The organism is Rhizorhabdus sp. GW822-FHT03C02 (genome assembly GCF_058801765.1).
Genome location: NZ_JBXANN010000005.1, coordinates 212,962 through 239,908 on the forward strand (window position 1 = coordinate 212,962; position 26,947 = coordinate 239,908).

The window sequence follows — 26,947 nt, forward strand, 5'->3', positions numbered from 1 at the left end:
ATTCAGCGCTGCCGGACGGGTAGCGCGTCGAGCATCTCGTGCAACGCGCCGAGGCATTCGGCGCCGAGCCGCTTCGATCGCTCCGCCGACCAGCCATATGCGCTGTCGGGCAGATCGTCATTGTCCTTGAAGGGCATCTCCAGCGTTGCCGAGACGCAGCCGAAGCGGTTGGCGAGCTGGTTGGTCGACATCGACAGATTGGCCCGGCCGGGGGCCGCGACATGGTAGCCGTGCGCCGTCTGGAAATCGGGGGTCCGCCGCGCGAGCGTGTTGCGGAACAGGTGGAACAGCTTGCCCTGTTCCTCGGTCCAGTTGGGAATGCCCTCGAAACCGGCGATGAACACGTGCGGGATCGTCTCGTCGCCATGGATGTCCATCGCGAAGTCGACCCCGGTCCGATCCATATGCGCCCGCACATGATAGACTTCGGGGCTCTTCTCGAGGCTGGGCTCGTGCCATTCGCGGTTGAGGTTGATGCCGGCGGCGTTGGTGCGCAGATGGCCGCGGCGCGACCCGTCGGGATTCATGTTGGGCACGACATGGAAGGTCGCGCGGCGGCGCAGGCTGCGCGCGACCGGACAATGCGGATCGACCAGCCGTTCCAGCGCGCCTTCCATCCACCATTCGGCCATCGATTCGCCGGGATGCTGGCGGGCATAGAGCCAGACCTGCTTGGCGCCCTCGCCGATCGTCAGCAGATCGATATCCTGCCCGTCGAGGGTCGCGCCGAGCCGTTGATGGGCGACTCCCGGCGCGGTGGCGATGCGCGCGACCAGATCGTGATGCCGCTCCATCGAATAAGGGGCGAAATAGGCGATCCACACACTGTCGGCGGACGGCGTGATCGCGATCGTCAGCACCCCCGCGGCATAGGAGGTCGGGAAGCGATGCCAGCTCTGCCGATCGGCCGAGACGCAGGCGCCATAACCCTCCCAGCCGCCGGGATAGGCGGATCCGCCGGCATTGACGATGTTGAGCACCACCGGCTCGCCCTTCGCGCCGGTCAGGCGGAAATGGAACCATTGGTAGAAATCCGAAAGATGGTCCCTGCGGATCTCGAGGTCGAAGCGATTGCCCTGCTGCGAGAGCAGGTCGATGTTGCCGCTGTCGAAGGCGGCCGAAATATGCGCGGTCATTTGACGGTGATAGTCTGCCCCGACTGGCCGGGGAAGTCCCGGAACAGCCCTGAGGCGAGCGCGCGGACCGCCGCCTCGGGCGCCGCCGCCGCGGTGCCGTCGCGGGCCGCGGTCTGGGCGCGGCCCTCCCAGATCACCGTGCCTTCCGACCGGCGCTTGAGCTGGACGCTGAGTTCGGTGATCGCGTCCATGCGCTGTTTCGGCTTGCCGACCGGGAAGCTGACCCCGCCGCCGAGCCCGACGCCGCCGCCGAAGCTGCCGCCGCCCAGCCCGATCGTCAGCGGCGACCGGGGCGCACCGACCGGCTGATAATAGCGCTTCACCTCGGTCACCGCGACCAGTTCGGATTTGGTGAGATCGGGCGCCGCGCTGAAGCCCAGCCGGGTGAGCTCGGCGGTGACCGCGCCGGCATAGGCCTGGAACTCCAGATCCTTCGCGAGGGTGGGATCGCGCGGTTCGACGAGGACCGATCCGGGTGCGATCGGCTGGCCGAGATGGAAGCGGGTGACCCGCGTCTCGGGCATCTGCGCGGCGCATGCCGCGAGGCTCAACGCGGTGCCGGCCATCATGATCCGGGCGGCGAGGGTCTTGATCTGCATCGGACGGGTCCTTGGGAAGGAGCACGGGGAAGGGCATAAAAAGGCTTGGGGAAGTCGAAACGCATCAACAACGGTTTTGCTGCATAGGGCGTGAATGATGTGATATTCCAGCCCCCGAGGCGGGTTTCGGGCCGCTGGCGCTTGACTCGGGCACGGGCGCCGCATAGGGGAGCGCCTCGTTTTCCAACAGATCAAGTGAAGGCAGGCGTTACGGCCATGAAGATCCGCAATTCTCTCAAGTCGCTGAAGGGCCGTCATCGCGACAATCGCGTAATCCGCCGTCGTGGCCGCACCTATGTGATCAACAAGACCAACCGCCGCTTCAAGGCGCGTCAGGGCTGATCACGCGCCGCACGCGCGCCGTCATCTTCGATGTCGGCAATGTGCTTTACGACTGGAATATCGAGTGCCTTCTCGCCAAGCTCGTCGCCGACCGCGACGAGCTTGCGGAGCTTGTGCGTGATGTCATCACGCCCGACTGGCATTTCCAGCATGATCTCGGCCGGCCCTTCGCCGACACCAGCGCCGAACTGATCGATCGCCACCCACGCTTCGAATCGGCGATTCGAGCCTGGGGGCCGCGCTTCCTCGAAACCATTCCCGGCATGCTCCCGGGCATGCAGTCGATCGTCGAGGCGCTCGATGCGCGCGGCGTGCCGCTCTACGCGATCACCAATTTCAGCGATGAATTCTGGCCGCCCTTCCGCGAACGCGAGGCGGCGATCTTCGATCGCTTCGCAGGCATAGTCGTTTCCGGCGCGGAGCGATTGGTGAAACCCGATCCCGCGATCTACCGGCTGGCGCTCGACCGATTCGGGCTCGACCCTGCCGAAGCGCTGTTCGTCGACGATCGTCAGGACAATGTCGGCGGCGCGCAGGCGCTCGGCATTGCCGGTCACCATTTCCGCGATGCGCCGACGCTCGAAGCCGATCTGGCCGCCCGCGGCCTGCTTTGATCGGTATCAATGCGCCGGGGAGCGGGCCGGCCTAGCCGTGGTTCATCAACCACGGAGACCCGCCATGATCGGCTTTATCGGCGACCATTTCCTCTATCTCGTGCTCGGCGCGCAGACCTGCTTCATCGGCGCGCTCGTCTTCGTCAGCGTCGAGGATGCCTTGCGCGCGGCGCGCCGGGAGCAGGCCGGGAAAGACCGGGGAGCTCAGCCGCTATAACCCTTGAGCTCCTGGCCCGTCAGCCGGACGACATGGATCATGTTGGTCGAACCCGGCGTACCGAACGGCACCCCGGCCATGATCACGATCCGGTCGCCGGCCTTGGCGATGCCATGGCGCAGCGCCATCCGGCGGGCCTTGGCGACCATTTCCTCGAACGAGGCGACGTCCTTGGTGCGGACCGCGTGGCTGCCCCACAGCAGGCCGGCACGGCGCGCGGTGGCGAGGCGCGGGGTCAGCACCATCAGCGGCACCGAGGCGCGCTCGCGCGCGATGCGGCGTGCGGTCGATCCCGACAAAGTGAAGCAGATGATCGCCGCGGCCGACACGGTATCGGCGATCCGGCCCGCGGCTTCGGCCAGCGCGTCGGCGGTGGTCGCGTCGGGATGGGTGTCGGTGAAATGGAGCCGCTTCGAATAGCCGGGGTCGGCTTCGACCGACATCGCGATCGCGTTCATCATCGCGACCGATTCCTCGGGCCAGCTGCCGCTTGCCGATTCGGCCGAGAGCATCACCGCGTCGGCGCCGTCATAGATCGCGGTCGCGACGTCGGAGACCTCGGCGCGGGTCGGGCTCGGCGACAGGATCATCGATTCGAGCATCTGGGTCGCGACCACCACCGGCCGGCCCATCCGCCTGGCGGTCTCGACGATCCGCTTCTGCATCGGCGGAACCTGCTCGGGCGGCAGCTCGACGCCCAGATCGCCGCGGGCGACCATCACCGCATCGGCGAGTTCCAATATCTCCTCGAGCCGTTCGACCGCCTGGGGCTTCTCGATCTTGGCGAGCAGCGCGGCCTTGCCGCCGATCAGCCGGCGCGCTTCGGCGACGTCCTCGGGCCGCTGGACGAAGCTCAGCGCGATCCAGTCGGCGCCCTGTTCGCAGGCGAAGGTCAGGTCGCGCCGGTCCTTCTCGGTGAGCGCGGCCATCGGCACGATCACGTCGGGGACGTTCAGCCCCTTGCTGTTCGACAGCGCGCCGCCGACCTCGACCAGGGTCTCGATATGGTCCTGGCGGACCGTCAGCACCCGGAGCACCAGCTTGCCGTCGTCGAGCAGCAGCCGGGTGCCCGGTTCGAGCGCCTCGAAAATCTCGCGGTGGGGAAGCTCGACCCGAGTCGCGTCGCCCGGGGTCGGGTCGCGATCGAGGATGAACCGGCTGCCGGTCGCCAGCTGGACGACGCCCTCGGCGAATTTTCCGACCCGCAGCTTGGGGCCCTGAAGATCGAACAGGATCGTGGTCGCGCGGCCCAGATCCTTCTCCATGGCGCGAATCGCCTGGATTACCGGGATCTTATCCTCATGCGCGCCATGGCTCATGTTGATCCGGAAGGCGTCGGCGCCCGCGAAGAACAGCTTGCGAATCATCTCGGGCGAACTGCTGGCCGGCCCGAGCGTCGCCAATACGCGCACCTTGCGCAGGCGTGGCGGAATGTGGCTGTCTACCATGGTCTTCCCTGGATAGGTTCGGCTGCGAAACCTGCGGATGTGCACGCTTTAGAAGCGCTGGGAGATATGACAACCCCTCGGCGTGCTTCCGCCCGACAATGCGCGCCATCGCTTCGGCGATTTGCAATTGAGCCGCGGGCGCGGCGCGACTAGATGCCGCCGCTTCCAGATATTCTTGAGCAGGGACGCGAATCATGGCGGATGCCGATACGATTGAGGACAAGGGCAGCATCGCAGCGCAGGAGCTGCGGCTGTTCGTCGAGCGGGTCGAGCGGCTCGAAGAGGAAAAGAAGGGCATCGCCGACGACATCAAGGACGTGATGTCGGAGATGAAGGGCCGCGGCTACGACACCAAGATCGTCCGCAAGATCATCTCGATCCGCAAGAAGAAGAAGGGCGAGCATGAGGAAGAGGCGATGATCCTCGAAACCTACATGGCCGCGCTGGGCATGATCTGAGGTTTTCGGCGCCTCTCCCGGCTTGCGGGCGAGGCGCCGATTTGACCGGGCTCCGGTCCAGGGTTAGCGATCCTCCATGTCCACGACCTTCACGATCGACAGCTCGACCAGCCGGGCCAACCCCACCCCGCAGCCGATGAAGCGGCTGACGGCGCCGGCGATCCTTGCCGCCAAGGGCAAGGAGCCGATCGTGATGCTCACCGCCTATTCGGTGCGGATGGCGCAGATCCTCGATCCGCATTGCGATATCCTGCTGGTCGGCGACAGCCTCGGCCAGGTGATCTACGGTCTGCCGTCGAGCGTGCCGGTCAGCCTCGAGATGATGTGCGCGCATGGCGCGGCGGTGGTCCGGGGCAGCTATCACAGCCTGGTCGTGGTCGACATGCCGTTCGGCAGCTATGAGGAAAGCCCCGAGCAGGCCTTCCGGTCGGCGGCGCATATCCTCAAGGAGACCGGGGCCGCCGCGGTCAAGCTCGAGGGCGGCGAGGCGATGGCCGAGACCGTCGCCTTCCTGACCCGCCGCGGGATTCCGGTGATCGGCCATGTCGGCCTCACCCCGCAGGCGGTCAACATGCTCGGCGGCTATGGCGCGCGCGGTCGCAGCGATGCCGAGCGCGACAAGCTGGTGCGCGATGCGGTCGCGATCTCGGAGGCGGGTGCGTTCGCGATCGTCGTCGAAGGCGTGGTGGAGCCGATCGGGGTCGCGATCACCCAGGCGGTGGCCTGTCCGACGATCGGGATCGGCGCATCGGTCGAATGCGACGGCCAGGTGCTGGTGATCGACGACATGCTCGGCATGTTCGATCGCGTCCCCCGGTTCGTGAAGAAGTTCGCCAATCTGTCCGATCAGATCGAGGAGGCGGTGAAGCAATATGCCGCCGACGTCCGCGCGCGGACTTTCCCGACGCAGGAACAGACCTATCAGCCGCGCAAGACGACGGCTTCCGCTTGATCGCGCTGCCCGCTAAGAGAGCGCGCTTATACTCCTCGGAGACGATGTTTGGCCCTGTCACCCCAGAATGACGAATCCTTCCTCCGGGAGGTCGATGACGAGCTTCGCCGCGAGCAGCTGACGACTATGTGGAAGCGCTACGGCCGGATCGGGGCGGTCGTGATCGGCGTCGCATTGATCGCGCTCGCTGCGTTCCTGTGGTGGCGCGCCGAACGGTCGAAGGCTGCCGAGGCCGATGGCGAGCAGATGTCGGCCGCGATGGCCGACCTCCAGGCCAGCCGCAAGCCCGATGCCGAAACCAAGATCGCCCGGCTCGCCGCCGATGGCACGGCCGGTTACCAGGCTGCGGCCAAGCTGACCCAGGCGGCGCTGCTCGCGCAGAAGGGCGATCTCAAGGGTGCCGCGGCGGCTTATGGTGCGGTTGGCGCCGATGACAGCCTCGCGCAGCCTTATCGCGACCTTGCGGTGATCCGGCAGACCGCGCTCGAACTCGACACGCTGCCGCCCGCGCAGGTCATCGAGCGGCTCAAGCCGCTGGCGGTCCCCGGAAACCCCTGGTTCGGCACCGCCGGCGAGATGAGCGCGATCGCCTATATCGGCATGAACAAGCCCGGCGAAGCCGGACGCCTGCTTGCGCTGATCGCCGCCGACAAGACCGTGCCGCAATCGCTGCGGGCCCGTGCGGGCCGGCTCGCCGGCTCGCTGGGTGCCGATCTACCCGCCACGACCGCCCAGAAGGATTGAGACGATGAAGCGCAGCACCCTGGCCATGATGTGCGGCCTCATGATGCTGCCGGCGCTGTCCGGCTGCGGCATCTTCAAGGGCGGCGACGACAAGAAGCCCAAGACTCCGGTGCTCGGCCAGCGGGTCGCGGTGCTGACCGCAGAAAACGGCGCCGAGATCGAGCCCGCGCTGGCCGCGGTGCCGGTGGTGGTGCCGCCCGAGACGGTCAATCCCGAATGGGCGCAGCCCGGCGGCAATGCCGCCAAGTCGATGGGCAATCCGGGCCTCGGTCAGGCGCTGGGCGTCGCCTGGGATCGCAAGATCCAGGGATCGACCAAGAAGGCTCGGCTCGGCGCGGCGCCGGTCGTCGGTGCGGGTCGCATCTATGTGATGGACATCAACGCGACGATCTATGCCTTCGATACCAAGACCGGTGCGCCGGCGTGGAAGGCGCAGCTCGCCGACAAGGATGGCAACAAGGCGTCGCTGTTCGGCGGCGGCGTGAGCTTCGACAATGGCAAGCTCTATGCCACCAACGGCGTCGGCGATGCGGCCGCCTATGATGCGGCGACCGGCAAGCTGCTGTGGACCAAGCGTCCCGGCGGCCCGCTGCGCGGCGCGCCCTCGGTCGCGTTCGACGTCGTTTATATCGTCAGCCAGGACAATCAGCTGTTCGCGCTCAAGGCCGACACCGGCGAGACGCTGTGGACCGCCAGCGGCAGCCTCGAGAATTCGGGCGTGTTCGGCGTCGCGGCGCCGGCGATCTCGCAGGGCACCGTGGTCGCCGGCTTCTCGTCGGGCGAGCTTTCGGCCTATCGCTATGAAAATGGCCGTGCGGTCTGGCAGGACGCGCTGTCGCGCACCAGCATCACCACCTCGGTCGCCAGCCTCGTCGACATCGACGCCGCGCCGGTGATCGATCAGGGCAAGGTCTATGCGGTCGGCCAGGGCGGGCGCATGGTGGCGATGGACCTGATCACCGGCCAGCGCCTGTGGGAAATCAACATCGCCGGGATCGAGACCCCGTGGGTCGCCGGCGAATGGCTGTTCGTGGTCACCGACGACGCCAAGCTGCTGTGCATCGCCCGCAACAGCGGCAAGGTCCGCTGGATCAGCGACCTGCCGCGCTGGAAGAACAGCAAGAAGCGCAAGGGCGCGATCAGCTGGTCGGGCCCGATTCTCGCGGGCGGTCGCCTGATCCTCGCCAATACCGAGGGCCAGATCGTCAATGTCGCGGTCGCCGACGGCGCGGTCGGATCGATCACCAAGGCTGGCTCGCCGGTCTATGCGGCGCCGATCGTCGCCGACAACACGCTGTTCGTCCTGACCGACGGGGGCCGGCTGATCGCGTATCGCTGATAGGTAGGGAACGGCCCCCGTCTGGTTGTTTGTTGCGCCCGGCTCCGCCGGGCGGCCCTCAGACGCCGGGCGGTCGGCATCCGCCTCCCTTGGCTTCCTCGCAATAAGCTCGGACGGCCGTTCGGCCTTGCAGACCCTACGGGTCCGTTATCCCGCTCCCTTTCCATGTCTCGCTCGGACGGTGAGAGGGAAAGGTGGAACGGGACGCGTAGCGGCCCGCAAGGCCGAACGGCCGCCGCGCCTTATTGGCGCGAAGCCAAGGGGCGCGGATGCGGCCCGCCCGGCGTTTGAGGGCGCCCGAGTTTGCTCGGGCAAAACAAACAAGACTCCAGCGCGCTTCCGCTCTATGGGGCGGCGATGGCCAAATTACCTGTAGTTGCGATTGTCGGGCGACCGAACGTCGGCAAATCGACCCTGTTCAACCGCCTTGTCGGCAAGAAGCTCGCGCTGGTCGACGATCGACCGGGCGTCACCCGCGATCGCCGCGAGGGCGACGCGACGCTGATCGGCATGGATTTCAAGATCATCGACACCGCCGGTTTCGAGGATGAGGATCCCAATTCGCTGCCCGGCCGCATGCGCGAGCAGACCGCCGCGGCGGTGCAGGGCGCCGATGTCGCGCTGTTCATGATCGATGCCCGTGCAGGGCTGATGCCGCTCGACGAGGAGATCGCGCGCTGGCTGCGCAGCGAGGACACGCCGGTGGTGGTGCTCGCCAACAAGGCCGAGGGCAAGGCCGCCGAACATGGCGTGATGGAAAGCTTCGGCCTCGGCTTCGGCGACCCGGTGCCGATCAGCGCCGAGCATGGCGAGGGGCTCGTCGATCTGTTCGACGCATTGCGGCCGTTCGTCGATCGGCCTGATGGCGAGGAAGACGAAGAGGACGAGGACGACGAACTGTCCGGCCCGCTCAAGCTGGCGATCGTCGGCCGGCCCAATGCGGGCAAGTCGACCCTGGTCAACAAGATCCTCGGCGAACAGCGGATGATCACCGGCCCCGAGGCCGGCATCACCCGTGATTCGATCGCGATCGACTGGGTCTGGAACGCCCCCGATGGCACCGCGCGGCCGGTCCGGCTGATCGATACCGCCGGCATGCGCAAGAAGGCCAAGGTCCAGGACAAGCTCGAAAAGCTGTCGGTCGCCGACGCCTTTCATGCGGTCGACTTCGCCGAGGTCGTGGTGCTGCTGCTCGATGCGACGCTGGGCCTGGAGGCGCAGGATCTGCGCATCGCCGACAAGGTGCTGCAGGAAGGGCGAGCGCTGATCATCGCGCTCAACAAATGGGATGTCGCCGACAATCCGCCGACCCTGTTCCAGGGCGTGCGCGGCGCGCTCGACGAGGGGCTCGCGCAGGTCAAGGGCCTGCCGCTGATCACCGTCTCGGGAGCGACCGGCCGCGGTATCGACCAGCTGCTCCAGGCGGCGTTCGAGACCCGCGAGGCCTGGTCCAAGCGTGTTTCGACCGGACAGCTCAACCGCTGGTTCGAGAAGGCGATCGAGGCCAATCCGCCGCCCGCGCCCGGCGGCAAGCGGATCAAGCTGCGCTATCTCACCCAGGCCAAGACGCGTCCGCCGGGCTTCATCCTGTTCGGCACCAGGGTCGACCAGCTTCCCGAGAGCTACAAGCGCTATCTGGTCAACGGCATCAGGCGCGAACTCGGCTTCGGGGCGGTGCCGGTGCGGCTGACGGTGCGCGCGCCCAAGAATCCGTTCGGCTAGAGTATGTCCTGATGAGATTGATCAGAACACACTCTGAATTGTCTTTGTTTGCCGTGATTTCCGAGCCGGCAGATATTCTATCTGCCTCGAAATCACTCTAAAGACGGCGCGATGATGCCGGCCGGCGACGGCGAGGATGGCGTGGTGCGGATCGACGCGCGGGGCATGCGCTGTCCCTGGCCGGTGGTGCGCCTTGCCCGCGCGGCGCGCGAGGGCGCCGCGACGGTGATCATCCTGGCCGACGATCCGATCGCGCCGGCCGAGATCGCGACGCTGTCCGCGGCCCGCGGCTGGACCGTCGCGGCGGCAGGCGAGCATGGCTGGCGGATAGGAATCGCGGAAATCTGAGAAAAATTTACGAAGCGAGGGATATTGTTTCGATTTGGAACGTTTCGCGCCCGATTGGTTAATCGGGGGTTACCAGATGATCTCTCGTTTCGTGCTAGCGGCTTTGCTTTCTCTGTCGGTTTTTTCCGGCCCGGTATGGGCCACGACTTTCATCCAGTTCAATGGATCGACCGGTGTTTTCGGTAACGATCTGGTCGATACCCCGACATTCAGCGACACGATCGACCTGGGGGCGCTGGCACCGGGGATGTGGCTGATATCGGCGACGATCTCGTCGACCTATCAGGACGGCGCGCAGGCGGCGCAGGACATCGATTTCACCGGGGTCACCCTGAACGGCACGCCGTTCGAGATCGGCAGCACCGGGCAGAACGAGTTCCGCTTCGTCAACAATGCGCTCAGCCAGGGATCGAACCTGTTTTCGATCAGCGGGACCTCGGGCACCGGCGCCAGCTATTCGGGAACGATCAACATCGCCTCGGTGCCCGAACCGGCGACCTGGGCGTTCATCCTGTCGGGTTTCGCCGCGGTCGGGCTGGCGATGCGCAAGCCCAAAAGGCTGATCCAGCGCATCGCCTGACAGATGATCGCATGAATGGCGGGCGACTTCCGTCGGGAGGCGGCAAGTCGTTGCCTTTCTTCCTCCGACATCCGGAACCAACAATCTGAATCATGATTCATTTTTGGATGCGACCGACTTGGGCCGCATGAATCGGGTCGCGCGATCCGATCCATCGGATATTGCTGAAAATCAGAAGTTTACGCCGGCCAATGCGCCGCACGCCGTTCTCGTGTCGGGCTAAGTGTAACTACGGATACTTTGCGTAACCCCATATTTACGATCCTCGCGCTATGGCGTTCTCGCATGAACCCCCAGGGCAACAGGACAGGCATATGAGCCAGACGACGGGCGGCGTGGTCAACTGGGCGAGCTTCGCCGAGACACGCGCCGTGATCGGCAGCGATTTTGTCCGGATATTGGGCTATTATCGTGAGGATTCGGCCAAGAATGTGGTCGCGATCGAGCAGGCCTTCCGCGCGCGCGATGCGGTGGCGATGGTGCGTCCGGCGCATACGCTGAAAGGCGACTCGCTCCAGTTCGGCGGCCAGACCATCGGTCAGCTGGCCGAACGGATCGAGCAGGTCGCGCGCAATTGCGTCGAGAGCCACAAAACGCCCGACGAGCTGGCGATCGATATTCCTCGGCTCAGGCCGCTGCTGATCGAGACGCTGGGCGCCTTCGAGCAGGAAATCGCCCGGACGGCGGCAGCGCAATCGCGCATGGCGCCGCCGGTTGGGGCGGGGGGCTTCGGGCGCAAGCGCGCCTGACATTGTCTGCCAGGCACGCTTTCGATCAGTCTTCCGAAGCCGGCTTCGACTGAAGCTGGATGTAATTCTGGATGCCCATGCGCTCGATCATCTCGAACTGGCGCTCGAGCGTGTCGACATGCTCTTCCTCGGAGTCGAGGATCGATTGAAGCAGATCGCGGGTGATATAGTCGCGGACCTGCTCGCAATAGGCGATGCCGTCCTTGAGCTGGGGCAGCGCCTCATATTCGAGCGCGAGATCGGCCTTCAGCACCTCTTCGACGGTTTCGCCGATCCGCAGCCGGCCGAGCATCTGGAAATTGGGCAGGCCGTCGAGGAACAGGATCCGCTCGGCGAGCCGATCGGCATGCTTCATCTCGTCGATCGACTCGCCATATTCGAATTTGGCGAGCCGCTCGACGCCCCAATGGTCGAGCATCCGATAGTGGAGAAAATACTGGTTGATCGCGGTCAGCTCATTCTTGAGCGTCTCGTTCAAAAACTCGATGACCTTCGCATCGCCCTTCATAATGTCCTCCGATTGACTTGAGCTCCCATTAGGGCAAGTCATCGGCATAATAAAGGGTATCGGCGCCGAAAATGCGCAGATTTACTTGACTAAGCTCTTGAAGAGCTTCGCTTTAATCTGAAACCGAAATGCATTCTCAACAGCGTCGGTTTCAGTCGATAGGCATTCGCATTCGCCGCGCCTCAGGCCGGGACGCCCTCGTTGTCGACGATCTGGCGGGCGAAAGGCAGGCATTGGCCGCAACGCGGCCGGCGGCCGAGGCTGGCATAAGCCGAACGGGGACAGGTCGCGCCGTTACGGACGGCGGTACGGACATCGGACTCACGAATCGCATTACAAACGCAAACGACCATCGGTGCCTCTCCTTGCGATTCTCGATCTACGGCTATTGCGACTGACTATCAATAGTCTTTGTGAGCGATGCGACGAATCGAGTTGCCGACCCCCGGTGGCACCGCTTAAGCGCGCGCGGATGGTCGATAGCGCGCATAAGCGGGACGTTGCCCGCGCCTTTGGCCGCGCCGCATCCTATGATTCGAACGCCGATGTGCAGCGTGAGGTGGCTGAGGCGCTCGCGAATCGCATCGCCGATTCGCCGCTGCCCGCGCTACCGGCGATTCTGGAAATCGGTTGCGGAACCGGCTTCCTCACCCGTGCGCTCGCGGCGCGGATCGGTGCCGCCGACCGGACGGTGACCGATATCGCGCCGGAGATGGTCGCACGGGCGCGGGCCGGGGGCGTGCCTGGCGCCTATCACGTCGTGGATGGCGAGCGGCCCGACCTGGCCCCCGCATTGCGGGGCGCGCGGTTCGACCTGATCTGCTCGAGCCTCGCCTTCCAATGGTTCGGCAACCCTGCCGCGGCGATCGCACGGCTGTCGAGCCATCTCAGGCCGGGCGGCCTGCTCGCCTTTTCGACGATGGCGGCCGGCAGCTTTGCGGAATGGCGGCTGGCGCATGAGTTCGAGGGCGTTGCGGCCGGAACGCCTCCTTATCTAGATGCGTCGGAACTGCTCGCTCTGGCACCCCCGACGATGAAGGCCTTGGTCGAGCTCGGCGATTATCGCCCGCCGGTCGCGGGCGCGCGGTCCTTCCTTCATGGCCTGAAGGCGATCGGCGCGGGGGTGCCCGCGGCGGGCCATCGCCCGCTCGCGGTACCCACGCTGCGGCGGGTGATGGCGCGATTCGACGCGTTGGGTGGATGTGCGACCTATCGTGTCGCCTTCTGCCTGTTCAGGGTGGCACCGGAACCGGCCTGAGGATCGCTGTCGCACTGACCATGAACGTGCCGGCACGATGGACGGCGATCCCCATCGGGATATATCAGGGCGGATATATCCACGGAGCGCCGACGATGACCATGATCCGCCGCCTTGTCCTGATGCTGGGCCTGTTGTTCGCGGTCGTCACGCCCGCGCTGGCCCAGGTCAAGGCGCCGCTGATATTCGCCGCGGCCAGCCTCCAGGAATCGCTGACCGACGCGGCGAACGCCTGGGCCGCCAAGGGCCATGCCAAGCCGATCCTGTCCTTCGCGGCGTCGTCCGCGCTCGCGCGGCAGATCGGCGCCGGGGCGCCCGCCGATCTCTTCGTCTCGGCCGACGAGCCGTGGATGGACGATGTCGAGAAAAAGGGGCTGACGCGGGCGGGAAGCCGGGTCTCCTTCCTCGCCAACCGGCTCGTGCTGATCGCGCCGCGCACTTCGACCGCGAAGCTGACGGTCGGCCGGAACATGAAGCTCGCCGCGGCGCTCGCGGGCGGCAAGCTCGCCATGGCCGATACGGAGGCGGTGCCGGCCGGAAAATATGGCAAGGCGTCGCTCGTCGCGCTCGGCGTCTGGCCCTCGGTCGAGGCGAGCGTCGCCCGCGCCGAGAATGTCCGCGCGGCGCTGCTGCTGGTCGATCGCGGCGCGGCACCGTTCGGGATCGTCTATGAGACCGACGCGCGGTCGAGCCCGAATGTGCGGATCGTCGGCTATTTCCCCGAATCGAGCCATCCCCCGATCACCTATCCGGTGGCGACCCTCGCCGCATCGACCAGCCCCGAAGCCGAGCCGTTCCGCAAATATCTGCTGTCGCGCGAAGGCAGGGCGATCTTCGCCAGATATGGCTTCCGCCCGAAATGATGGTGGGGGCGTAGAAGCGTCAGTGCGCGGCCTGGGGGCCGCGGACGATCCCCGATAAAGCGAGCTGCCCGTCGATCTGCGCCATCAGCCGGTCGAGCCCGGCCTGGTCGGCCGATTCGGCGCGCGCGACCAGCACGTCCTGGGTGTTCGATGCGCGCAGCAGCCACCAGCCGTCGGGCGTGTTGACCCGCGCGCCGTCGGTGCGATCGATCTCGGCGCCGGCGTCTTCGAGCCGTGCCAGCACCTCGTCGACGACCGCGAACTTGCGGGCCTCGTCGACCTGGAAGCGGAGTTCGGGGGTGTTGACCGGCGCGGGCATCGCATCCTTGAGCGCGGTCAGCGATCCACCGAGCTGCGTCACCGCCTCGATCAGCCGGACCGCGGCGTAGAGCGCGTCGTCGACCCCGTACCAACGATGCCCGAAGAAGATATGGCCCGACATCTCGCCGGCGAGCGGGCTGTCGGTCTCGGCCATCTTGACCTTCATCAGGCTGTGCCCGCTCTTCCACATCACCGGCTTGCCGCCCAGTTCGGCGATCCGGTCGAACAAGCTCTGGCTCGCCTTGATGTCGCCGACGATCGTCGCGCCCGGGCAGTCGCGCAGCACCGGCTCGGCGAGGATCGCCAGCAGCTGGTCGCCCCACACCACCCGGCCGAGCCCGTCGATCGCGCCGATCCGGTCGGCGTCGCCGTCGAAGGCGATGCCGAAATCGAGCCCGCGGTCGGCGACCAGCCGCTTCAGATCGGCGAGATTCGCCTCGACGGTGGGATCGGGATGGTGGTGGGGAAAGCGCCCGTCGATCTCGGTGTAGAGGCAATGATGTTCGCCGGGCAGCTTCGCGACCAGCTTTTCGAGGATGCGGCCACCTGCGCCGTTGCCGTTGTCCCAGCCGATCCGGAAGGCGCCACCGCGATGATCCTCGACCATCCGGTCGACATAGCGGTCCTCGATATCGACATCGCTGACGACGCCCGCGCCTTCCTCCCAGTCGCCGGCTGCCGCCATCGCCCCGAGCGCCTGGATATCGGCGCCGAAGAAGGGCTTGTGGTGGAGCACCATCTTGAAACCGTTATAATCGGCCGGATTATGGCTGCCGGTGATCTGGATGCCGCCATCGACCTCGAGCACCGCTTCGGCGAAATACAGCATCGGCGTCGGCCCGAGGCCGATCCGCACCACGTCGATGCCGCTGGCGGTGAGCCCGCGGATCAGCTCGTCGCGCAGGGCTTCCGACGACAGCCGGCCGTCCCAGCCGAGCGCCACCCGGGTCCCGCCCGACCGGCGCATCGCGGTCGCGAAGCTGCGGCCGATCGCATAGGCATCCTCGACCCCCAGCGTCCGGCCGATCACCCCGCGAATATCATATTCGCGCAGCGAGGTCGGATTGAAGCGATGGCTCAGCGCCGCCTCCCGAGTTCGGCGAGCAGCGTATCGCGGGCGGTGTTGACCCGGGCGGCGAGATCGGCGGTTCCGCCCTGGTCGGGATGGACCTTCTGCACCAGCCGGCGATGCGCCAGCTTGACCGCCTTGGCATCGGCATCGTCGGGCAGGTCGAGCACGCGATAGGCCTCGTCGAGCCGCATCGTCGAAGCCGAAGGCGGTCTGGCGCCGCGTGACGACCCGCCGGACCTGTCCTGCGTCGTCCTGGCCTTGCGGAAGACCGTCCAGCTCGCGGCGACGCCGATCATGATGGCGCCGCCCAGCCATTCGCCGCGGGCGAGGCTCCACAGCCCTGTCAGCCCGGCGAGCGCACCCAGCGCAGTGTTGATATTGGCTTCGAGAAGGCCCTTGCGCCAGGCCCAATAGCTTGCCGCGAGCGCGGCGAGCAGCAGCAGGATCACCGCACCACGGCCTGATGCTGGGGCCATTGCGACAGCGACAGCCCGGCGATCATCTCGCGCAGCTCCTGTCGGGCGGCGACGTGCGACAGTCCGGCCTCGCTGCCCAGCGCGTGGAGATCGAGCAGGGTCAGGCCCTTGGGGAAGAGCTCGCGGTAGATGACGCGCTCGGACAGGCCGGAGATCACGCGGAAGCCGACCCGCTTCGACAGGTCGGTGAGCGCATCGGCGACGCGGCGCATGTTGCGCGCCTCGAGATGCTGGAGCCGGTTGCGCAGCACCACCCAGTCGACGGTACCGCCATCGGTGCGGGCGCGGACCTTGCGCGCATCCCACACCAGTTCCGAATAGAAGCTCGGCCGGCGGATCTTGAACGTCTCGGGATCGACCTGGCCGATCAGGTCGAGGTCGACGAAGCTGTCGTTGATCGGGGTGACCAGCGTGTCGGCGCGTTCGATCGCGGCGCGGGCATAGGCATCGTCGCGGCCCGGCGTATCGATGATCACGATCTCGTTATGCGCGAGCAGTGTCGTCAGTCGGCCGTTGAAATCGGGCTCGCGCGCGGGATCGAATGTCTCGAAATAGGGCGTCGCCAGGGTGATGCCGGTGCGCCGTGCGGTCGCCTCGCGATTTTCGAGATAGCGCGCGAAGGTCCGCTGGCGGGTGTCGAGATCGATCGCACCCACCTGTTTCCCGGCGGTCGCGAGCGCGACCGCGACATGGACCGAGGTGGTCGACTTGCCCGATCCGCCCTTCTCATTGGCAAAAACAATCAGATGGCCGTTCGCCAAGACGCTATGATCCTTCCTTCGGGGCCGCTTGATTCATGACGGCCGGTCTCACAAGAAGACGGTTCCCGCGATTATCCGAGGCTCCAGGTCCGTGCAAATCATTCGTACCGTCGCAGAACTCCGTACCGCCGTGGCGGCGTTGCGCGCAGAACGCGCGGAGATCGGGCTGGTGCCGACGATGGGCGCGCTCCACGCCGGCCATATCGCTCTGGTCGACGCCGCGCGCCGGCGCGGCGCGCAGGTGGTGGTGTCGATCTTCGTCAACCCGACCCAGTTCGGGCCGAACGAGGATCTCGCCGCCTATCCGCGGCGCGAGGCCGCCGATGCCGCGCTGCTCGAGGCGGCCGGGGTGGCGATCCTGTGGGCGCCCGACGTCGCGGCGATGTATCCCGACGGCTTCGCCACCAGCATCGGCGTGGGCGGGGTGAGTGCGCATTGGGACGGTGCGGCGCGCCCCGGCCATTTCGCCGGGGTGGCGACGGTGGTCACCAAGCTGTTCCAGCAGGTCCGCCCCGACTTCGCCTGTTTCGGCGAGAAGGATTATCAGCAGCTCGCGGTGATCCGGCGGATGGTGATCGACCTCGACCAGGGGATCGAGATCGTCGGCGTGCCCACCCAGCGCGAGGATGACGGGCTCGCGTTGTCGTCGCGCAACGCCTATCTCAGCACCGAGGAGCGTCAGACCGCGCGCATCCTGCCGCGCGCGCTCGGCGAGGCGGTCGGCGCGATCGAGCGCGGCGCCGATGTCGCCGCCAGCCTGGAGACCGCGATCCGCAAGCTCGGCGATGCCGGCTTCGGGCCGATCGATTATGTCGCGCTGGTCGATGCCGCCACCCTCGAGCCGATCGATCGGCTCGACCGTCCCGCCCGGCTGCTCGCCGCCGCGAGACTCGGGCGCACCCGGCTGATCGACAATCTGCCGGTCGACATCGCCCCGGTCTGAATCGGGCCCGAGTCGGTGCCGCCAACAGCGGGCAAGCGGCCATATCGCCCGCCGATCCTAGACTTTGGGCTAAAGTTAATGGCGAAAGTAACTAAAGCTTAGGGCGCTACCGCCGTTAACCAATTGCGGGACCGGCGATCACCTCTACTTCACCCGATCGACCGCTCCCTGGACAGGCGGAGCGACCATCATGGCCCATAGTTTTCAGACCCAGCAGCTTTTCACCGAGTCTCGACTGCGCGACGCGATGCGCGGCGATGCCGATGCGTGCTTCGCGCTCGGCGTATCCTTCTCGGCCGGCACCGACGGCTGCGACCTCGATCTGGTCGAGGCGCATAAATGGTTCAACATCGCGGCGCTCGGCGGCAATACCCGCGCGATGGAATGTCGGGCCGAGATCGCCGAGGACATGACCGCGCGCGAGATCATCGAGGCCCAGCGCCAGGCCCGCGCGCTGCTCCAGATGAACGTCCGTCACGCGGCGTAGTTTGTTTGCCCGAGTTTCACTCGGGCGCCCTCAGACGCCGGGCGGGACGCATCCGCGTCCCTGGGCTTCGCGCCAATAAGGCGCGGCGGACGCCTGGGACCTTTTGGCGTCCTTGCGGAGCCTTGCAGGCTCCGACCCCGACCTCGATGTCAGTCGGGTCAGGGATTCGAGAGGTTCTACACTCTCTTAAACGGCGTCATTTCGGCGAGCATCTCGATATTCTCGGCGATCGCATGGCGCTCGGCGGCCAGATAGTCCGCGACGGCGCGGCGGAAATTCGGGTCTGGAATATAATGGGCCGAGAAGGTCGGCACCGGCTCATAGCCGCGCGCGAGCTTGTGCTCGCCCTGTGCCCCGGCCTCGACCCGCTGCAGGCCGCGCGCGATCGCGGCGTCGATCGCCTGATAATAGCACAGTTCGAAATGGAGGAAGGGCACCTCCTCGACCGCGCCCCAATAGCGGCCATAGAGGGTGTCGGCACCGATCATGTTGAGCGCCCCGGCGATCGCCTTGTCGCCGCGATAGGCGAGGATCAGCAGCACCTTGTCGGCCATTCGTTCGCCGAGCATCGTGAAGAAGGCGCGGGTGAGATAGGGGCGCCCCCATTTGCGGGCGCCGGTGTCCTGGTAGAAGCGCCAGAACGCATCCCAGTGCCGCTCCTCGATCGCCGCACCGCTCAGATGGACGATGTCGAGACCCTCCACCGCCGCCGCGCGCTCCTTGCGGATCGCCTTGCGCTTGCGCGAGGCGAGTTCGGCGAGGAAATCGTCGAAGCCGGCATAGCCGCGATTGGTCCAGTGGAATTGCCGGTCGGTGCGGACCAGCCAGCCCGCCTCCTCGAACAGGGGCAATTGCGCCTGCTCGACGAAGGTCGCGTGGGCCGAGGACAGGCCGTGCTGCCGGACGACGGTCTCGGCCGCGGCGATCAGCAGCGGCGCCAGCGCGTCGTCCTGGGTCAGCAGCCGCGGGCCGGGCACCGGGCTGAACGGCACCGCGATCTGCAGCTTGGGATAATAGTCGCCGCCGGCGCGCTCCCAGGCATTGGCCCAGCCGCCGTCGAACACATATTCGCCCTGGCTGTGGCTCTTGCCATAGGCCGGCAGGATCGCGATCGGGCGGCCGTCGTCGCCGTCGACGGCGATCGGCAGCGGCTGCCAGCCGGTGCGGGCGGTCGCACTGCCCGATTGCTCGAGCGCCGACAGGAAATCATGCGAGACGAACGGATTGGCGTCGCCGGCGCACCGATCCCAGTCGGCGCGGTCGAAGCTGGTGACTCCCTCCGCCATTCGGGCGGTGGGTTCGCTCACCATCCGGGCGCCTCGAAGATCACCTGGTCGGCATGTTTGTCGGCGATCGCCTGTTGCTCGGGGTTGCGGACCGTCCAGCTCAACACCGGAACGCCCCGCCGGCGCTGGCGGGTAGCGGTCCCGCGCGGAAGGTCGCGTATGTCGATCGCCAGGAATTCGGCGCGCGCGCGCCAGGCGTTGGTGCGCGGATCGTCGACATCCTTCTGGCCCGACATGATCAGCCCGCGCGGAATATGCTCGCCATAATGTTCGAACCAGCGCGAGACGTCGCCGTTGAACGACATCACCGCGGCCTGGCCGCGATAGCTCGCCAGCGCGTGGCGTACCGCGACGCAGAGCTGGAGGACGTGATTCTTGACCGGTTTCAGCTCGATCAGGATCGGCACCCGCCCATTGACGATCGCCAATATCTCCTCGAGCCGCGGCAGCGTCTCGTCGCAGCGCTTCAGCCTGACTGCCGACAGGTCGCGGCTGGCGAAACGGCGGATCTCGCCCTGGCTCTCGGTCAGCCGTTCGAGGGTCGGGTCGTGGATCACGAAGGCGGCGCCGTCGAGGCTGAGATGCGCGTCGACCTCGACCCCATAGCCGGCCTCGACCGCCGCCTCGACCGCCGCGCGGCTGTTCTCGACCAGGCGGGTGCCGTGGAGGCCGCGATGGGCGTAAGGCGTACGGGCGAGGAAACCCACCCGGCGGGGATTGGGCTTTACGAAGCGAAAGCCGTCAAGCAGGCCGAACGGCGACAATCGCGTCGATCTCCACCGCGGCGCCCAGCGGCAGGACGGGCACGCTCACCGCGCTGCGCGCATGGCGGCCGGCATCGCCGAACACCGCCTGCATCAATTCGGAGGCGCCGTTGGCGACCTTGGGCTGATCGGTGAAATCGCCGGTCGAGGCGACGAACGCGCCGAGCTTGACGATCTGCACCACCCGGTCGAGATCGCCGCCCAGCGCCGCCTTCATCTGCGCGATCAGCATGATGCCGCAGCGCTTGGCCGCGGCATTGCCCTCTTCGAGGCTGACGGTGTCGCCGAGCTTCCCGGTGACCAGCACGCCGTCCTCGCGGAAGGGCAACTGGCCCGAAATATGGAGCAGGCCGTTCACTTCGACCGCGGGAACATAGGCCGCGACCGGCGCCGCCGGCTGCGGCAGTTCGATCCCGAGTTCGGTGAGACGCTGTTCGATACCCATGGACGCTTCTTGTGCCGCGACAGGCGGAGCGTCAAGCGGTCTCGGCGAAGCGCGCGATGATCCAGGGCAGCGCCTCGGCCCAGTCGTCGATCCGGACATGCGCGTCGGGGTGGGCCGGACGGCGGCCGGCCACCTTCGGTTCGGCGATCATATGGAGCCGCCAGACCTCGGGCGCATATTTGGCGACCGAGGCATGATGCTGGCCGAGATCGTCGACGAACACGGTCACCGACGGTTGATATTCCGCAACCAGCGCCGCCACCGGCGTGCCCTTGCCGCCCTGGTTGCATTGCACCCGGTGGCGGATGCCATGCGCCTCGAGCTGGCGGACCCGGCCCTGCTGGAAATCGTCGATCAGGTTGGTGAGCACGACGATGTCGGCGACCTCGGCGATCGTCGCCAGCGCCTCGGCGGCGTGCGGCACCAGCGTCTGCCGGTGCATCTCGGTGGTGAAGAAGCCATCGAGCAGCGGCCAGACCTGTTCGGAGGCGACGATCTCGCCGGTCTTGCGGCGGGTCAGCGCGCCGCCGAAATCCTCGCGGTCGAGATCGAAGTCGATCGCATGCGCCTCGTCGAGCCAGGCGCGGAACGGACTGACCATGTGCAGCAGCACTTCGTCGCAATCGGTGATGAGCAGCGGGCGGTTCATGCGTCGAGCAGGCTCCTGGCGGTGATCAGCGCGGCGGGATCGACGCCGATCGATTCGGCGCAGGCGACGAGGTCGGGTTCATACGCCTCGAGGAAGCCCAATACCGCGGCGAGGATCGCCGGATCGCCGAGTCCGCCGCGCAGGCCTTCGGGGGTCAATCCGGTCAATCCGATCAGGCGATCGGTCCGGCCGGAGTCCGACAATATCCATCCCAGCGCCCCGAGCGCGAGCGCGGCGGCGCCATCGCTGTCAAGTCCGTGATTTTGAAGGTTTGTATGGCGCGGAGACATCGATTAGGGTCGGTCTGTAGAAAAGGGCTATTGCAGCGGTGGCGAAGAAAGTCCTGATTGTCGAGGATAATGAGCTGAACCTTCGGCTCTTTCAGGATCTGTTGCGCGCGCATGGCGCACAGACCGAAGGCGTGCGGGACGCGCGCCTCGCGCTCGACAAGATCCGCGCCTATCTGCCCGATCTGGTGATCATGGACATCCAGCTGCCGCATGTCAGCGGCACCGACCTGATTCGCGGCATGCGAATCGATCCGGCGCTCAAGACGATCCCGGTGATGGCGGTGACCGCCTATGCCGGCAAGGGCGACGAGGAGCGGGTGCGCGATGCCGGCGCCGACGCTTATGTGTCCAAGCCGATCACCGTCATGCGCTTCGTCGCGGCGGTCGAAGCGCTGATCGGTCCGCTGGGCGTCGCCGCGCCGCGCGCGATCGCCTGACAACCCCGACAGCAACGTCTGCGTCGACCTGTCGCGGACACACGAAAACGCCCGCCGGATGGCGGGCGCCTGGCCTTTCAGCGGGTCCGCGCCGAAGCGCGGAACGGCTTACTTGATCTTCGCTTCCTTGAACGCGACATGCTTGCGCACGACCGGGTCGTACTTGCGGAAGCTCAGCTTCTCGGTCTGGGTGCGCGGATTCTTCTTGGTGACATAGAAGAAGCCCGTATCCGCCGTGCTGACGAGCTTGATCTTGACGGTGGTCGGCTTGGCCATGACCCGAAACCCTTGTGTAGCTGTTGAATGCGGTCGCCCGCGAAAAAATAAAGCGGCGTTGCCGCCGCTGATCGGAGGGGCCTCTAGCGCCGGAAAGGGGCGAGAGTCAAGTAAGCAGCCACGACAGGCGATAAGCGCGGCGCGATCGTTTCGTTATAGAAGGACTGATCGATCCGGTCGATCTCTCAGGCCGATGTTTTTTGCGCGACCGCAGCGCCACCATTTGGCACACCGCTCGTTAAGCATACGAATCGAAACCCTTAAGGGAGATCCACGTCCATGGCCAAGAAGCCCAAAGCCCCGCTCGCGACCCCGACCGATCTGGGCAGCAACAGCGCGATGACCGTCGCCGACGCGCTCAACGGCATCCTCGCCGATTCCTACGCAATCTATTTCAAGACCAAGAACTTCCACTGGCATGTGTCGGGGCCGCATTTCCGCGACTATCATCTGATGCTCGACGACCAGGCGACCCAGATCCTCGGCACCACCGATGCGATCGCCGAGCGCGTCCGCAAGACCGGCAACACCACGCTGCGCTCTATCGGCGACATCGGTCGCCGCCAGTCGATCAAGGACAATGACGCCGAATTCGTCTCGGCCGCCGACATGCTCAGCGAACTGCGCGACGACAATCTCGCGCTGGTCGCCAAGCTGCGCGAAGCCAAGGACATCGTCGACGAAGCCAAGGACAATGCCACCAGCGGCATCCTCGACGAATGGACCGACTTGGCCGAGGAGCGCGCCTGGTTCCTGTTCGAAGCGTCGCGCAACGTCTGATTCGGGGAAGGCGGCGAACTTGACGCCGTCCGCCATCCTGCCTAAGCCGCTCCCGTCATCCGGGGAGTAGCCGGCCCGTTTTCGGACGGGAGATCGCATCAACATATTTGGGGGAGACCCCATGGTGCGATCACAGCAGCATCTGCGGCGAGACCGATGACACCGACCTCCAGCCTGCCGGGCGGGGGTGTCGGTGTCGTCCGTCTACCACCCGCCCGGCGCTGGAATTTCCGATGCACATCATCCTCGCCTCGACCCTGCTGGTCGCGCTCGCCGAGATCGGCGACAAGACCATGTTGCTCGCGATCATCCTTGCAGCCCGCTTCAAGAAGCCGCTGCCGATCATCGCCGGCATCTTCGCCGCCACCATCGTCAACCATGCGCTCGCCGCCTGGGTCGGCGCCGAAGTGGCCGGCCTGCTCGACAGTTTCTGGTTCCGGCTCGCGGTGGCGATCGGCTTCATCGCGATGGCGATCTGGACGCTGGTGCCCGACAAGATCGACGAGGACGAAGGCGATTCGAAGCTCGCCCGCTACGGCGTGTTCATCACCACCGTCGTTGCCTTCTTCATGGCCGAGATGGGCGACAAGACCCAGATCGCGACGGTCGCGCTCGGCGCGCGCTATCATGCGGTCGAACTGGTCGCGATCGGCACGACGATCGGCATGATGATCGCGAACGTCCCTGCGGTGTTCCTTGGCGATCGTATCACCCGCTATGTTCCGCTCAAATATATGCGGATCGCGGCAGCCATCATCTTCCTCGCACTTGGCGGGCTCGCGATTCGCGATCTGATCGGCTGACTTGCTGCTCTAAAGGACGGGGCGGGTTTCGCGACGGCGAAATCCGCTCTATGGCCCCCGCGTCATGCCAGAACCGATCATCATAGCGATTCCGAAGGGGCGCATCCTCGTCGAGGTGCTGCCATTGCTGGCGCGCGTCGGCATCGTTCCCGAGGCGGCCTTCTCCGACGAGGACAGCCGGCTGCTGCGCTTCAAGACCAACCACGACCATATCGGCCTGATCCGCGTGCGCGCGTTCGACGTCGCGACCTTCGTCGCGCATGGCGCCGCGCAGATCGGGATCGTCGGATCGGACGTGCTGATGGAGTTCGACTATTCGGAGCTCTACGCGCCGGTCGATCTCGACATCGGCCATTGCCGCATCTCGGTCGCCGAGCCGGTGGCGATGGCCGAGGGCGACGACCCGCGCGAGTGGAGCCATGTCCGCGTCGCCACCAAATATCCCAACATCACCCGCGCCTTCTTCGAGGCGCGCGGGGTCCAGGCCGAATGCGTCAAGCTCAACGGGGCGATGGAGATCGCGCCGGTGCTCGGCCTGTCGAGCCGGATCGTCGACCTCGTCTCGTCGGGCCGCACGCTCAAGGATAACGGCCTCGCCGAGGTCGAAGTGATCGCGCAGGTCTCGTCCCGGCTGATCGTCAACCGCGCCGCGTTCAAGACGCGCGCGGGTGAGATCGCCCCGCTGGTCGAGGCGTTTCGTGCGGCTGTCGCCCATGGAGCGAGGGAACACGCCGATGCCGTTTCGGCTTGATAGCCGCGCGCCGGGTTTCGCCGCGGCCTTCGCCGACCTCGTCGATGCCCGGCGCGAGGCCGATAGCGACGTGTCGCGTGACGTCGCCGCGATAGTCTCCGACGTCCGTCGTCGCGGCGATGCCGCGCTGATCGATTATACCGGTCGCTTCGACGGCCATGATCTCGAGCGCTCGGGCTGGCGGATCGACCGCGCCGAATGCGATGCCGCGCTGGCGGCGCTCGATCCCGAGCTGCGCGACGCGCTCATACTCGCCGCGACCCGCATCCGCGCTTATCACGCCGCGCAGCGCCCGGCTGACAGCGAGAACGTCGACGCCGCCGGCGTGCGCATGGGCGCGCGCTGGACCGCGGTCGAGGCGGCGGGGCTCTATGTCCCCGGCGGCCGTGCGGCCTATCCGTCGTCGGTGCTGATGAACGCGATTCCCGCCAAGGTCGCCGGGGTCGATCGGCTGGTGATGGTGACGCCGACCCCCGGCGGTGCGATCAACCCGCTCGTCCTCGCTGCCGCCGCGGTGGCCGGGGTCGACGAACTGTGGCGGATCGGCGGTGCGCAGGCGATCGCCGCGCTCGCCTACGGCACCGCCCGGATCCGCCCGGTCGACGTGATCGTCGGACCCGGCAATGCCTGGGTCGCCGAAGCCAAGCGCCAGCTCTACGGCGTCGTCGGCATCGACATGGTCGCGGGGCCGTCGGAGATCGTCGTCGTCGCCGACGCCGCCAACGATCCCGCCTGGATCGCCGCCGATCTGCTCAGCCAGGCCGAACATGATCCGACCAGTCAGTCGATCCTGCTGACCGACGATGCCGCGTTCGGCGACGCCGTCGCCGCCGAGATCGAGGCGCAGCTCGGGCGGCTCCAGACCGAGGCGACCGCGCGGACCAGCTGGACCGACAATGGCGCGATCATCGTCGTCGGCTCGCTCGACGAGGTGCCCGCGCTCAGCGACCGGCTCGCCCCCGAGCATCTCGAACTCGCGGTCGCCGATCCGCAGGCGCTTTTCGACCGCATCCGCCATGCCGGTTCGGTGTTCCTCGGCCGCTACACCCCCGAGGCGGTCGGCGACTATGTCGCGGGCCCCAACCATGTCCTGCCCACCGGCCGCCGCGCCCGCTTCTCGTCGGGCCTGTCGGTGCTCGATTTCATCAAGCGCACCAGCTTCATCGCACTCGATCAGGGCGCGATCGCCCGGATCGGTCCGGCGGCTGTCGCGCTCGCCCATGCCGAGGGGCTGCCCGCGCACGCCGCCTCGGTCGCCAAGAGACTCGCATCATGACCAAGAAGACCAATGAACGCTCGCGTGCGCGCAGCACCGCCCGCCTCGCCGCCGTCCAGGCGCTGTACCAGCAGGAGATGGAGGGCACGATGCTGCCCAAGCTGCTCGACGAATTCCATCGCCACCGGCTCGGTGCGACGATCGAGGATGTCGAATATGCCGAGGCCGAGGTCGATTTCTTCGACGATCTCGTCAAGGGCGTCGACGCCCGCCGCGCCGAGATCGACGCGGCGATCGTCGCCAAGCTCGCCGAGGGCTGGAGCCTGGAGCGGCTCGACAAGCCGATGCGCCAGATCCTGCGGGCCGGCGCCTATGAGCTGATCGCGCGGATCGACGTGCCGACCGCGACCGTGATCAGCGAATATGTCGATGTCGCCGACGCCTTTTACGACAAGCGCGAAAAGGGCTTCGTCAACGGCCTGCTCGACGGAGTCGCGAAAGCCGTTCGCGGTTGATCGGCGCCGCCGACGGTCTGCTCCACACGCCCTTGTTCTGGGTCTTCGGCATCGCCTCGGTGGTGATGCTGGGCCTCGGCAAGGGCGGCTTCATCGGCTTCGGCACGCTGGCGACGCCGCTGCTCGCGCTGGCGGTCCCGCCGGTTCAGGCGGCGGCGATCCTGCTGCCGCTGCTGATCGTCCAGGATGCGGTCGGGGTCTGGTCGTTCCGTGCGAGCTGGGACGCGCGCATCCTCAAGCTGATGCTGCCCGGATCGCTGCTCGGTATCGCGATCGGCTATCTGTTCGCCGCGGCGTTGCCGCAGCATTGGGTGCTGGCGATGCTCGGCGCGATCTCGGTCGGCTTCGGGCTGCAGCGGCTGTGGATGGAACGCGGCGGCCGCGCCGTCGCGCCGCAGCTTCTGCCCGACTGGGCCGGATTTCTGTGCGGTGCGGGTTCGGGCCTGTCGAGCCAGATCGCCCATGCCGGCGGCCCGCCTTTCCAGCTCTACGTCCTTCCCCGCCGGTTGCCGCGCGACGTCATGGTCGGCACGACGACGATCTTCTTCGCGGTCACCAACTGGGCGAAGGTGCCGGCCTATGCCGCGCTCGGCGAGTTCGATCGCGCGAATCTGATCGCCGCCGCCGCGCTGCTGCCGGTCGCGACCGCGTCGACCTTCGCCGGGGTCTGGCTGGTGCGGCGGGTGCCCGCCGAGCGCTTCTACACGATCATCTATGTCCTGACCGTGCTGGTCGGCACCAAGCTGCTGTGGGACGCCTGGCACCAGATCGTCGGTTGACGTCGGTCGAGCCAGACGC

36 protein-coding genes and 1 riboswitch are annotated in these 26,947 nt (G+C 66.6%); of the genes, 22 read left to right on the forward strand and 14 right to left on the reverse strand.

The genetic code is table 11. From position 1 onward, the window contains the following. Positions 1-2: 2 nt before the first annotated feature. Positions 3-1,136 (reverse strand): M14 family metallopeptidase, encoded by a 1,134-nt coding sequence (locus AC1RM6_RS15270; protein ID WP_493102641.1) that lies wholly within the window; start codon positions 1,134-1,136, stop codon positions 3-5. Further along, a complete protein-coding gene (locus AC1RM6_RS15275; protein ID WP_493102643.1) occupies positions 1,133-1,735 on the reverse strand; it encodes a DUF4136 domain-containing protein in 603 nt (200 codons plus the stop codon). Before AC1RM6_RS15275 ends, AC1RM6_RS15270 begins: the two co-directional genes overlap by 4 nt. Before the next feature lie 216 nt (positions 1,736-1,951). On the opposite strand from AC1RM6_RS15275, the gene ykgO reads away from it, so the two are divergent. From ykgO to AC1RM6_RS15290, 3 genes are all read left to right on the forward strand, one after another. Next, positions 1,952-2,077, forward strand: coding sequence for a type B 50S ribosomal protein L36 (ykgO, locus tag AC1RM6_RS15280; RefSeq protein ID WP_004210176.1), 126 nt, complete (start codon positions 1,952-1,954; stop codon positions 2,075-2,077). Positions 2,078-2,118: 41 nt separating this feature from the next. After that, a complete protein-coding gene (locus AC1RM6_RS15285) occupies positions 2,119-2,691 on the forward strand; it encodes an HAD family hydrolase (RefSeq protein ID WP_493102645.1) in 573 nt (190 codons plus the stop codon). A 64-nt stretch (positions 2,692-2,755) separates the two neighbouring features. Then, positions 2,756-2,908, forward strand: coding sequence for a hypothetical protein (locus tag AC1RM6_RS15290; RefSeq protein ID WP_493102647.1), 153 nt, complete (start codon positions 2,756-2,758; stop codon positions 2,906-2,908). Here the strand turns inward: AC1RM6_RS15290 and pyk are convergent. Beyond that, positions 2,896-4,356 carry a pyruvate kinase gene (pyk, locus tag AC1RM6_RS15295; protein ID WP_493102649.1) on the reverse strand — a complete coding sequence of 487 codons (1,461 nt, stop codon included), beginning with the start codon at positions 4,354-4,356 and terminating at the stop codon, positions 2,896-2,898. The genes AC1RM6_RS15290 and pyk overlap by 13 nt on opposite strands. Positions 4,357-4,550: 194 nt before the next feature. Here pyk and AC1RM6_RS15300 point away from each other — a divergent pair, with 194 nt between their 5' ends. From AC1RM6_RS15300 to AC1RM6_RS15335, 8 genes are all read left to right on the forward strand, one after another. Further along, positions 4,551-4,814 (forward strand): DUF2312 domain-containing protein, encoded by a 264-nt coding sequence (locus AC1RM6_RS15300; protein WP_493102651.1) that lies wholly within the window; start codon positions 4,551-4,553, stop codon positions 4,812-4,814. A 76-nt stretch (positions 4,815-4,890) separates the two neighbouring features. Further along, positions 4,891-5,766: a 3-methyl-2-oxobutanoate hydroxymethyltransferase gene (panB, locus tag AC1RM6_RS15305; RefSeq protein WP_493102652.1), complete on the forward strand. Its 876-nt coding sequence runs from the start codon at positions 4,891-4,893 to the stop codon at positions 5,764-5,766. Between the two features lie 48 nt (positions 5,767-5,814). Continuing rightward, positions 5,815-6,510, forward strand: coding sequence for a tetratricopeptide repeat protein (locus AC1RM6_RS15310; RefSeq protein ID WP_493102655.1), 696 nt, complete (start codon positions 5,815-5,817; stop codon positions 6,508-6,510). Between the two features lie 4 nt (positions 6,511-6,514). Continuing rightward, a complete protein-coding gene (locus AC1RM6_RS15315; protein ID WP_493102657.1) occupies positions 6,515-7,849 on the forward strand; it encodes a PQQ-like beta-propeller repeat protein in 1,335 nt (444 codons plus the stop codon). A gap of 357 nt (positions 7,850-8,206) precedes the next feature. Next, positions 8,207-9,571, forward strand: a complete 1,365-nt coding sequence (der, locus tag AC1RM6_RS15320; protein WP_493102659.1) for a ribosome biogenesis GTPase Der — start codon at positions 8,207-8,209, stop codon at positions 9,569-9,571. 111 nt (positions 9,572-9,682) lie between these two features. Beyond that, positions 9,683-9,919: a sulfurtransferase TusA family protein gene (locus tag AC1RM6_RS15325; protein WP_493102661.1), complete on the forward strand. Its 237-nt coding sequence runs from the start codon at positions 9,683-9,685 to the stop codon at positions 9,917-9,919. Between the two features lie 76 nt (positions 9,920-9,995). Further along, a complete protein-coding gene (locus AC1RM6_RS15330) occupies positions 9,996-10,499 on the forward strand; it encodes an FxDxF family PEP-CTERM protein (protein ID WP_493102662.1) in 504 nt (167 codons plus the stop codon). 314 nt (positions 10,500-10,813) lie between these two features. After that, on the forward strand, positions 10,814-11,248 hold the full coding sequence (locus AC1RM6_RS15335; protein ID WP_493102664.1) for an Hpt domain-containing protein: 435 nt from the start codon (positions 10,814-10,816) through the stop codon (positions 11,246-11,248). A gap of 25 nt (positions 11,249-11,273) precedes the next feature. Here the strand turns inward: AC1RM6_RS15335 and bfr are convergent, their stop codons facing one another. After that, complete coding sequence (bfr, locus tag AC1RM6_RS15340; RefSeq protein WP_493102666.1) at positions 11,274-11,756, reverse strand: bacterioferritin; 483 nt, start codon at positions 11,754-11,756, stop codon at positions 11,274-11,276. 182 nt (positions 11,757-11,938) lie between these two features. Next, entirely contained in the window at positions 11,939-12,109 is a 171-nt protein-coding gene (locus tag AC1RM6_RS15345; RefSeq protein ID WP_493102668.1) for a (2Fe-2S)-binding protein, read from the reverse strand. A 95-nt stretch (positions 12,110-12,204) separates the two neighbouring features. Between AC1RM6_RS15345 and AC1RM6_RS15350 the strand changes: the two genes are divergently transcribed. Then, complete coding sequence (locus AC1RM6_RS15350) at positions 12,205-13,014, forward strand: methyltransferase (RefSeq protein WP_493102669.1); 810 nt, start codon at positions 12,205-12,207, stop codon at positions 13,012-13,014. A gap of 101 nt (positions 13,015-13,115) precedes the next feature. Next, positions 13,116-13,877, forward strand: a complete 762-nt coding sequence (gene modA / locus AC1RM6_RS15355; RefSeq protein ID WP_493102942.1) for a molybdate ABC transporter substrate-binding protein — start codon at positions 13,116-13,118, stop codon at positions 13,875-13,877. Between the two features lie 19 nt (positions 13,878-13,896). On the opposite strand, the gene pgmG is transcribed toward modA, so the two are convergent. Genes pgmG through AC1RM6_RS15370 form a run of 3 tightly spaced genes read right to left on the reverse strand, consistent with a single transcriptional unit; the run spans position 13,897 to position 16,507 of the window. Further along, on the reverse strand, positions 13,897-15,279 hold the full coding sequence (pgmG, locus tag AC1RM6_RS15360; RefSeq protein ID WP_493102944.1) for a phosphoglucomutase/phosphomannomutase PgmG: 1,383 nt from the start codon (positions 15,277-15,279) through the stop codon (positions 13,897-13,899). Continuing rightward, entirely contained in the window at positions 15,276-15,719 is a 444-nt protein-coding gene (locus tag AC1RM6_RS15365; protein WP_493102945.1) for a J domain-containing protein, read from the reverse strand. Before AC1RM6_RS15365 ends, pgmG begins: the two co-directional genes overlap by 4 nt. After that, entirely contained in the window at positions 15,716-16,507 is a 792-nt protein-coding gene (locus AC1RM6_RS15370; RefSeq protein WP_493102671.1) for a division plane positioning ATPase MipZ, read from the reverse strand. The genes AC1RM6_RS15365 and AC1RM6_RS15370 overlap by 4 nt, the downstream gene beginning before the upstream one ends. 91 nt (positions 16,508-16,598) lie before the next feature. Between AC1RM6_RS15370 and panC the strand changes: the two genes are divergently transcribed. Next, entirely contained in the window at positions 16,599-17,450 is an 852-nt protein-coding gene (panC, locus tag AC1RM6_RS15375) for a pantoate--beta-alanine ligase (protein ID WP_493102673.1), read from the forward strand. A 190-nt stretch (positions 17,451-17,640) separates the two neighbouring features. After that, positions 17,641-17,937, forward strand: coding sequence for a hypothetical protein (locus AC1RM6_RS15380; RefSeq protein WP_493102675.1), 297 nt, complete (start codon positions 17,641-17,643; stop codon positions 17,935-17,937). A 176-nt stretch (positions 17,938-18,113) separates the two neighbouring features. Here the strand turns inward: AC1RM6_RS15380 and AC1RM6_RS15385 are convergent, their stop codons facing one another. From AC1RM6_RS15385 to AC1RM6_RS15405, 5 genes are read right to left on the reverse strand one after another with little or no spacing between them, the layout of a single operon-like run. Further along, on the reverse strand, positions 18,114-19,247 hold the full coding sequence (locus AC1RM6_RS15385) for a GNAT family N-acetyltransferase (RefSeq protein WP_493102677.1): 1,134 nt from the start codon (positions 19,245-19,247) through the stop codon (positions 18,114-18,116). After that, on the reverse strand, positions 19,241-19,987 hold the full coding sequence (locus AC1RM6_RS15390; RefSeq protein WP_493102679.1) for a glycerophosphodiester phosphodiesterase family protein: 747 nt from the start codon (positions 19,985-19,987) through the stop codon (positions 19,241-19,243). The genes AC1RM6_RS15385 and AC1RM6_RS15390 overlap by 7 nt, the downstream gene beginning before the upstream one ends. Then, positions 19,965-20,432: a RidA family protein gene (locus AC1RM6_RS15395; protein ID WP_493102680.1), complete on the reverse strand. Its 468-nt coding sequence runs from the start codon at positions 20,430-20,432 to the stop codon at positions 19,965-19,967. The genes AC1RM6_RS15390 and AC1RM6_RS15395 overlap by 23 nt, the downstream gene beginning before the upstream one ends. A 31-nt stretch (positions 20,433-20,463) precedes the next feature. Beyond that, complete coding sequence (locus tag AC1RM6_RS15400; RefSeq protein WP_493102682.1) at positions 20,464-21,081, reverse strand: HAD family hydrolase; 618 nt, start codon at positions 21,079-21,081, stop codon at positions 20,464-20,466. Further along, positions 21,078-21,371 (reverse strand): DUF3572 family protein, encoded by a 294-nt coding sequence (locus tag AC1RM6_RS15405; protein WP_493102684.1) that lies wholly within the window; start codon positions 21,369-21,371, stop codon positions 21,078-21,080. The genes AC1RM6_RS15400 and AC1RM6_RS15405 overlap by 4 nt, the downstream gene beginning before the upstream one ends. A 38-nt stretch (positions 21,372-21,409) precedes the next feature. On the opposite strand from AC1RM6_RS15405, the gene AC1RM6_RS15410 reads away from it, so the two are divergent. Beyond that, positions 21,410-21,808: a response regulator gene (locus tag AC1RM6_RS15410; RefSeq protein ID WP_493102686.1), complete on the forward strand. Its 399-nt coding sequence runs from the start codon at positions 21,410-21,412 to the stop codon at positions 21,806-21,808. Between the two features lie 108 nt (positions 21,809-21,916). Here AC1RM6_RS15410 and rpmG read toward each other — a convergent pair whose 3' ends face one another. Next, positions 21,917-22,084 (reverse strand): 50S ribosomal protein L33, encoded by a 168-nt coding sequence (gene rpmG / locus AC1RM6_RS15415; protein WP_493102687.1) that lies wholly within the window; start codon positions 22,082-22,084, stop codon positions 21,917-21,919. 279 nt (positions 22,085-22,363) lie between these two features. On the opposite strand from rpmG, the gene AC1RM6_RS15420 reads away from it, so the two are divergent. From AC1RM6_RS15420 to AC1RM6_RS15445, 6 genes are all read left to right on the forward strand, one after another. Further along, complete coding sequence (locus tag AC1RM6_RS15420; protein ID WP_493102689.1) at positions 22,364-22,864, forward strand: Dps family protein; 501 nt, start codon at positions 22,364-22,366, stop codon at positions 22,862-22,864. Positions 22,865-22,912: 48 nt separating this feature from the next. Then, positions 22,913-23,088: riboswitch (yybP-ykoY riboswitch) on the forward strand. A 9-nt stretch (positions 23,089-23,097) separates the two neighbouring features. Beyond that, positions 23,098-23,667, forward strand: a complete 570-nt coding sequence (locus AC1RM6_RS15425; protein ID WP_493102691.1) for a TMEM165/GDT1 family protein — start codon at positions 23,098-23,100, stop codon at positions 23,665-23,667. A gap of 64 nt (positions 23,668-23,731) precedes the next feature. Then, complete coding sequence (gene hisG, locus AC1RM6_RS15430) at positions 23,732-24,418, forward strand: ATP phosphoribosyltransferase (protein WP_493102693.1); 687 nt, start codon at positions 23,732-23,734, stop codon at positions 24,416-24,418. Then, on the forward strand, positions 24,402-25,694 hold the full coding sequence (gene hisD / locus AC1RM6_RS15435) for a histidinol dehydrogenase (protein ID WP_493102695.1): 1,293 nt from the start codon (positions 24,402-24,404) through the stop codon (positions 25,692-25,694). The genes hisG and hisD overlap by 17 nt, the downstream gene beginning before the upstream one ends. After that, complete coding sequence (gene nusB / locus AC1RM6_RS15440; protein WP_493102697.1) at positions 25,691-26,149, forward strand: transcription antitermination factor NusB; 459 nt, start codon at positions 25,691-25,693, stop codon at positions 26,147-26,149. Before hisD ends, nusB begins: the two co-directional genes overlap by 4 nt. Before the next feature lie 65 nt (positions 26,150-26,214). Beyond that, complete coding sequence (locus AC1RM6_RS15445; RefSeq protein WP_493102947.1) at positions 26,215-26,928, forward strand: sulfite exporter TauE/SafE family protein; 714 nt, start codon at positions 26,215-26,217, stop codon at positions 26,926-26,928. The last annotated feature ends 19 nt before the right edge of the window (positions 26,929-26,947 follow it).